Genomic DNA, 6352 nt, shown 5'->3' with positions numbered 1-6352 from the left:
TGAGTGGGAACCATGGCGCGGATGATTTCTGGGTAGTAAAGCTGAGCAGTACTGGCAGTCTTCAGTGGCAGAAGTGTTTCGGTGGAAGTAATTGGGATGATGCATATTCAATTCAGCAGACGAGTGACGGCGGGTATATCGTTGCTGGAATGACAGAATCAAACAACGGTGACGTGAGTGGGAACCATGGAGAATCGGATATCTGGGTAGTAAAACTAGATTGAACTATGAGATCAAACGCATTTAGGGGATAGCTTTCAAAGGGCAGATTCTTAGACAAATAACACTTTTCCGTTCGTGTCCCCACTCTTGCTCTGCTTGTGATATTTACCAGTAGGTACTTATAGATTGTTATGCTCTTAAGCAACAACCCGAAATGCATCATCTCTTGAAAGAAAGAGTCTTTTGTTTCGGAAATAATACTGCACTTGTTCTGAAGGGATTTTGAGAAGAAATGCAGTTGTGAGAATCATCTTCATTCATGGGAAGAGGTGGTTTGTGTGAAAAGAGTGGCGGAAACTAGTGAATCGGGATTCCCAAAACCGTCCGGCTCAAGTATTCTGCTCTTTGACGCAAGTGATCCTCACAATCCGGAGATGATCGACAGGCTGAAGATTCATATTAACTGTAGTAACCTGCTGGGTTATAAAGGGGAAATGTTCTGTACAATGTAAGGGCAACTTGTCGTGTACGACTCCTCCGACCTTGGACACATATAAGCTATTTCACAATTAGAAGTATATAGAGGACCACATGCTATAGTATCGCCTAAGGAAGAGCGTCTCTTGCTTGCCGACTGGTCAAACGGTGTTCTAATAATAGAAATCTCCAATCCGAAGAACCCAATTCTAATTGGGCATATCATGAACACTGAATATAGTGACGACAGATCCATCGAAGGTAGTAAGACATAGACTACCTACAGAGGCAGAGTGGGAATATGCGGCAAGACGTGGAAACAAGGGCAATGGATACAAGTATGCAGGTAGCAATAACGTAGATGACGTAGCATGGTACAAAGGCAATTCAGGGAGTAAGACTCATGAAGTGGGGACAAAGGCACCTAACGAGCTCGGGCTTTACGATATGTCTGGAAACGTGTGGGAGTGTTGCAGCGACTGGTATGGGTGGATACTCCAGTTCAGCACAGACGAATCCCTACAGCAATAGTGGTTCCAGTCGGGTGGTTCGTGGCGGTAGCTTGTTCAACGATGCGGCGGGCGTGCGGGTAGCGATTCGCGACTACGGCTCGCCCACTATCAAGTTCAACAACGCTGGCTTCCGTATTTGCAGGACGGTGCCCTGATTTACACTTTAGTATTTTTTACCCTTTGCTGTTCCTCCAATCACCCGGGTATGGAATCAGCCCACAAGCTAGAAGAGACACAGGAGAATTGGAATGGCTCCGGTGTTCGAATAGTTACGATTTACCTTTAGATAGTTTTAGATTACGTGCGTCTTCCGATGATTATTGGGTATAGTTGTAGATTATTGGAGAAAAGAGTTGTTAGGTTGAAGTTAGCTTAGATAGTTTCTTTTGGAGAAGTTTCTAAATGGCCAAAACACGAACAATGGGGCTAATTTGACAAGGAGGTTATCTTGAACTTCAACAAAAGCGTTCTTGCTAAAATTGGGTTTGTACTGATTTTCATAGGAATTATTCTTCTCCTTATTGGATTTGCCATACCCGTTTTCATATTGTTATCAATAATGTTATTTCTACTCGCAATGGCGCTTCTACTCTCTTCTCAGGACTTTCCAACTGCAGAACAATGCCTTATTGTGGCTGAAAGTAAGCTTAATCCTGGGGAAGTTGTAATTGCGTCGGTTTTTGTCCATCGTTTTATGACGGGAGTTACTTGGGATGGCAAAGAAGTGAGCGGGTATGTCAAATATTTCATTGTGTTCACGAACTATTTTCTGCGAATGTATTTACCAAAAGAGAGATGGCCGTGGCAATCCGAAGAAGTCCTGTTTTCTCGAGAGGATACTATGGGTTGTGATACACTTGTCAATTACACATTTATCAACTCTGGTTCAAGGAGACAAGACTTTTCTATCAACTTCTGGACAGGTTCTGTTGTCGGATTTACTGAAAAGGAGGAAGATGCTTACCAGCTTCAACAAGCAGTAGATCAAATCCTTCATAGGCAACGCATAGGTGTTAATCGAGGATCGACTAACGTATCTCAGGAAATTGTGGAGTTGAATCGATTGATGGAGGAGGGATTGATTACTGAAGATGAATTTGGGAGGGCAAAAGAACTTTTCCTGGGAAAACCAAAAGACGATCGTGATTATGTAGTAAAGCTTCTGAGAAATCTGTACGTACTCTATAAAACTGATGTGCTTTCTGAATCGGAGTTCAATATGAATATGAAGAAATGGGATATTCTATCCAGAAACAAGTGATTTGTTACTTACATTGTGGTTTCAGACAAAGCAATTCCTTTTTAGAAAACCGAATGCAAATAAATAGGCGAGGAAAGAAATAAGTCAAAAGAAAGGGTACAGTACTCAACTCCATATAGAATTTATTCGTGCGAAATCAAAACAAGAGGAAATGCTAGACAATCTCCCATCGTTCTATGAGAAAGACTATGGATATCATTCATGATATTTGATTTGTGAACATCAGAAATACCTCCTCGGCCAGTTCTCTTTCCTTCGTCTCGAAATCTTGATGGTTTTGTGCCAAGACATGAATGAACTTAGAAATATTAGCTATGTTCTTATGTGTCTGATTGTAAGCATCGTACTTTGGAACGGCGATATACTTCAGAACATCCGTACCTCTATTGGTTGATACGCCATACCCATCAATCACTTGAATAACATTGGGGGCATTAATAATCCCACAGACATAATAAGCTTCCATCTCATCATAGACATCAAGCATCAGCACTTTGGAATCTACAACAATGGTCTTGTCATTTGAAAATAAATCGTGATCCGCATTTGGTATACTTTCGTAGTAGCTTCCAACTACAACCGAAGCCATACTCCCCGCCTGCTCTTTCCAGAGAACTTTGTATGGGGAGAAAGTATACTCTCCCACGTTATCCAAGCGATAAAAAGGATTATTGTTTGGGTTGAAGAATTTCCCGTTTTGTATTCTGGTAGCCAGAAGTTCGTCGTGGTAGAAGGATAACCAACTGAAAGTGTGAGGAGCTTCCAGTGCGAGAGTCTTTTCTGGTACACCATATTTGTGAATTGCGGTATGCGGAACGAGCATGAATTCGTTAGATCTAACTAGCCATTTTGCAATATTGCGTCCTCCGAGCATGGGATAAACAAATGTCTCTTCAACGACTCCTATGTGAACACCCTTATCCTTAATGTCCTGCCTTCGCTGTCGTGTAATATCATTTTCAATTCTCAAATATCCATTGTGGGTTTTTTTCGGGTGTCTTAATACGTATACTCCTTTTGCACCGGCTGGTTCAATCCCTTTCCTTCCACGATAGGATCGTTGTTTTGTCCTGTCTAAGACGCGATTCGCAAATGTCATGTCCTTCAGAACCAACCAAGCTGATTGGATGTCGTGCTGATCAACTGGTTGAGCGCAAAGAATTTCTTGTGTTAAGAGCTTTTCTACTGACGACCAAGTGCTATGCGAATCAATTCTAGATTTTCTACCGACTTGACTGTACACGCAGTATTTGTGAATCGGATAAGACATTTCCACACCCTTAATGAACTTGATCGCAACAGTTGGAACAGTAAATAAGCTAACATTAGAAAAATCGTGTACACATTCAATGCGGAAAGGAATATCTTGCTTATTGCGAATGATTTCGAATTTCCTGAAACCTTCACCTCCTTTTGTTGACTTAAGGAATGATGCTGGTAACAAGAAAACCATAGTGCCATTTGTTTTCAAATACTGGTCTATTGCAACGTATGTAACAGCCATGCCAAAATCATCGTGGGTAGTCTTTTTGTCATATGCGTTCTTCTCAAAAATCCCATAACTTTGCCATATAGCCAGTGTTCCTTCTCGATAGCTTCTACTCATGGATTTCCATGCAATCCAAGGTGGATTACCAACTACAAAATCAAACTTATTACCTATCATTGTTGGAGCAAAACTATTCCTCAGAATGATAGGCCAGAAGGAATCCTTTCCGCTCCTGTGTAACACGTATAGTCTATCAAACAGGCTTTTTACAACATCTTCATCACTAGCTTGAATGAGTCGCCTGCCGAGAGCTTGATTGACAAAGACTTCATACTTGGCCTTCTCGTGAATACTGCTGCTTAGTAGGGCCAAAAACTCGTTTCCCTTACTGAAGCTCTCGAATTTAGGAAGTTCAAGATCTCCTACAGAAGTCTTCAATTTCAAAGTGTTTCCGTTTTCTTCAGTGTATACAACAGGAGAGAGAATTGAGTCTGCTATGAATACTGGAATAGCAACTGGCGATCCGAAATCTTCATCGCAGTTGTCAAAGAAGGCCGAAAACATTATTAGAATGTAATTCGCTTTTGCAGCAACAACAGATATAGGATTAATATCAAATCCTACTACGTTATTAGTGATCTTGCAAATATCGGCTTTTGTTAGTGTGCCTTCGTGACTTCTGATTATTCTCTTAATAGCCTGTGTTAGGAATGGGCCCGAGCCAGCACATGGATCGATCAATGTCTCTTCAATATCCCCATGATAACCAGCCAAATCAAGAGCATGTTCTACAATCCAGTCTGGAGAGAAGTACTCTCCCATAAGATGTCTCATCTCTACCGGAATGAGTTCCATATAGACTTCTTGAAGAATATCCTGTACATCTTCAGGTTTTATTACGAACGTGCCAAGATCAAACTCATTGATTCTTTCTAACGTATCATTCACTATTTTTACTTCGAACTCGCTGCTAGTATAGGTGAACCATTCCAAAAAGTGAGCCTCAAAGAAGTTGCTGACTAGATTATTGCTCTGATTATTTGTACCATCGAAAAGGCGGTCTATTTCAGCCTTTGACAGTTCTTGTTCTGGATTGAAAGTGGGATCAACTAGCTGAGATAGAAAAGAATAGATCAGCAATTTAAGGAAAATATTGAAGAAGGTTTGCATAGCGAAGAGATACATTTTACTATCAATAGGAATTTCATCGCTAATGCCATAAACATCTCTGATTCTCGACGACACTTCAGTGAATCCTGTTGCTTCTTCGTCGTCACCGTACATGATTCCAAATACACGATCCCATTCGCTGAAAAGAGTACGAACGCGATCACTTCCATTGAGATCATTGAGGTTAAATTTGATCTCTTCATAGGTATCAAGGATGCATCGACGAACGAAATCACTCTTGGCGCTAAAGACAGCTAACACATTCTGCTTGGTCAACTCAATCTTGTCTTTTTGTTTAAGAAGTAAAGCCAATCGCTTCAAGCCGCTCAGAAAATCTTTCTTCTCATAGATGAATTTCAAATTCAAAGGTTGTGCTATTTTGAATGAGACTTTCTCTGTGTTGAGAATACGCTTCTCATGTGATGGTACAAAACGCGCAAAAATGAAACTCCGACCATCAAAACCTATACCAATGCTTTTTGTAATCTTTCTTATCAAGGTATCTTCGTTATCTGTCGGTTCTATTCCTGAGTTGCCTAAGATATAGTCATAAAGTCCATGATCTCTATCATTGCGGCCATACAACGCTTCATGAATTCCACTTTCTCTTAAAAATCGCCCGTCTGCTTTGAACTCAAAAGAAACATGTTGAAATGTAGCATCTGGACGCCCACTAGTTGGCAAAATGCCTTCACTGCGATATTCATAAGCCATGAGCGGATTGAATTGCTTAAGGAGTGGGTAAACAATATCGGTATGAAAATGCAGTTTTACATCATCCTCATTATGGAGTCTATTCCGTTTGAACGCTTTTTCTAGATCTAGTAGATTCATGTTATCACTCCGTTCATTAGATTCCAAGAAAGCCATTGGTCAATGAATCAATAATATCATATTTTGAAACGAAAATCCAAGTAGTAGTATTGGGGTAGCCTTCAAATCTTTTGTCTTTACAGCACGCCATATAGAGAAACGATACTCCATGCCAACGAATATCTTGCTTCTCTTTTAAGGTTAACTGGATTCATCATACCGATCACTTGCACCTTTTACCGATCTATTCCAGAACCTGAAGTACTTAACACCGGCATATTTTCCTTGACAAACTCCGACAAATCCTTTGAGAAGCACTTATGTAGGGTGTCTCGAAAAGGAGGATCTCCAACAGATTCAATAATGAAACCATTGAACAAACCAAAGACCACAAATGATTCCCAAAGATAAAGATACGTAGATTAAATAGGGTCAGACTCCATTTTTCACACTAAACGAGAAATCGAA

General features: G+C 40.6%; 5 protein-coding genes and 1 pseudogene. 5 read left to right on the top strand and 1 reads right to left on the bottom strand.

Features of this window, described 5'->3' with window-relative positions; genetic code table 11:
- The 5 genes and pseudogenes from B3157_RS12150 to B3157_RS12135 form a co-directional block, all read left to right on the top strand.
- Positions 1–224, top strand: a pseudogene (locus B3157_RS12150) (T9SS C-terminal target domain-containing protein); the annotation flags it as partial.
- 276 nt (positions 225–500) lie between these two features.
- Positions 501–674, top strand: a complete 174-nt coding sequence (locus B3157_RS12145; protein ID WP_292590699.1) for a hypothetical protein — start codon at positions 501–503, stop codon at positions 672–674.
- A 111-nt stretch (positions 675–785) separates the two neighbouring features.
- Positions 786–914, top strand: a complete 129-nt coding sequence (locus tag B3157_RS12930) for a hypothetical protein (protein ID WP_414674294.1) — start codon at positions 786–788, stop codon at positions 912–914.
- Positions 880–1170 carry a formylglycine-generating enzyme family protein gene (locus tag B3157_RS12140; protein WP_292590698.1) on the top strand — a complete coding sequence of 97 codons (291 nt, stop codon included), beginning with the start codon at positions 880–882 and terminating at the stop codon, positions 1168–1170. The genes B3157_RS12930 and B3157_RS12140 overlap by 35 nt, the downstream gene beginning before the upstream one ends.
- Before the next feature lie 429 nt (positions 1171–1599).
- The gene (locus B3157_RS12135; RefSeq protein ID WP_292590697.1) at positions 1600–2412 is read left to right on the top strand and encodes a hypothetical protein; all 813 of its coding nucleotides are present in this window, start codon (positions 1600–1602) and stop codon (positions 2410–2412) included.
- A gap of 199 nt (positions 2413–2611) precedes the next feature.
- Here the strand turns inward: B3157_RS12135 and B3157_RS12130 are convergent, their stop codons facing one another.
- Positions 2612–5905 carry an Eco57I restriction-modification methylase domain-containing protein gene (locus tag B3157_RS12130; protein ID WP_292590695.1) on the bottom strand — a complete coding sequence of 1098 codons (3294 nt, stop codon included), beginning with the start codon at positions 5903–5905 and terminating at the stop codon, positions 2612–2614.
- Positions 5906–6352 lie beyond the last annotated feature (447 nt).

This window comes from Mesotoga sp. UBA5557 (assembly GCF_002425715.1).
GTDB lineage: Bacteria > Thermotogota > Thermotogae > Petrotogales > Kosmotogaceae > Mesotoga.
The sequence above is the reverse complement of the archived record's forward strand: the minus strand, read 5'-3'. Positions and strand labels throughout refer to the sequence as shown.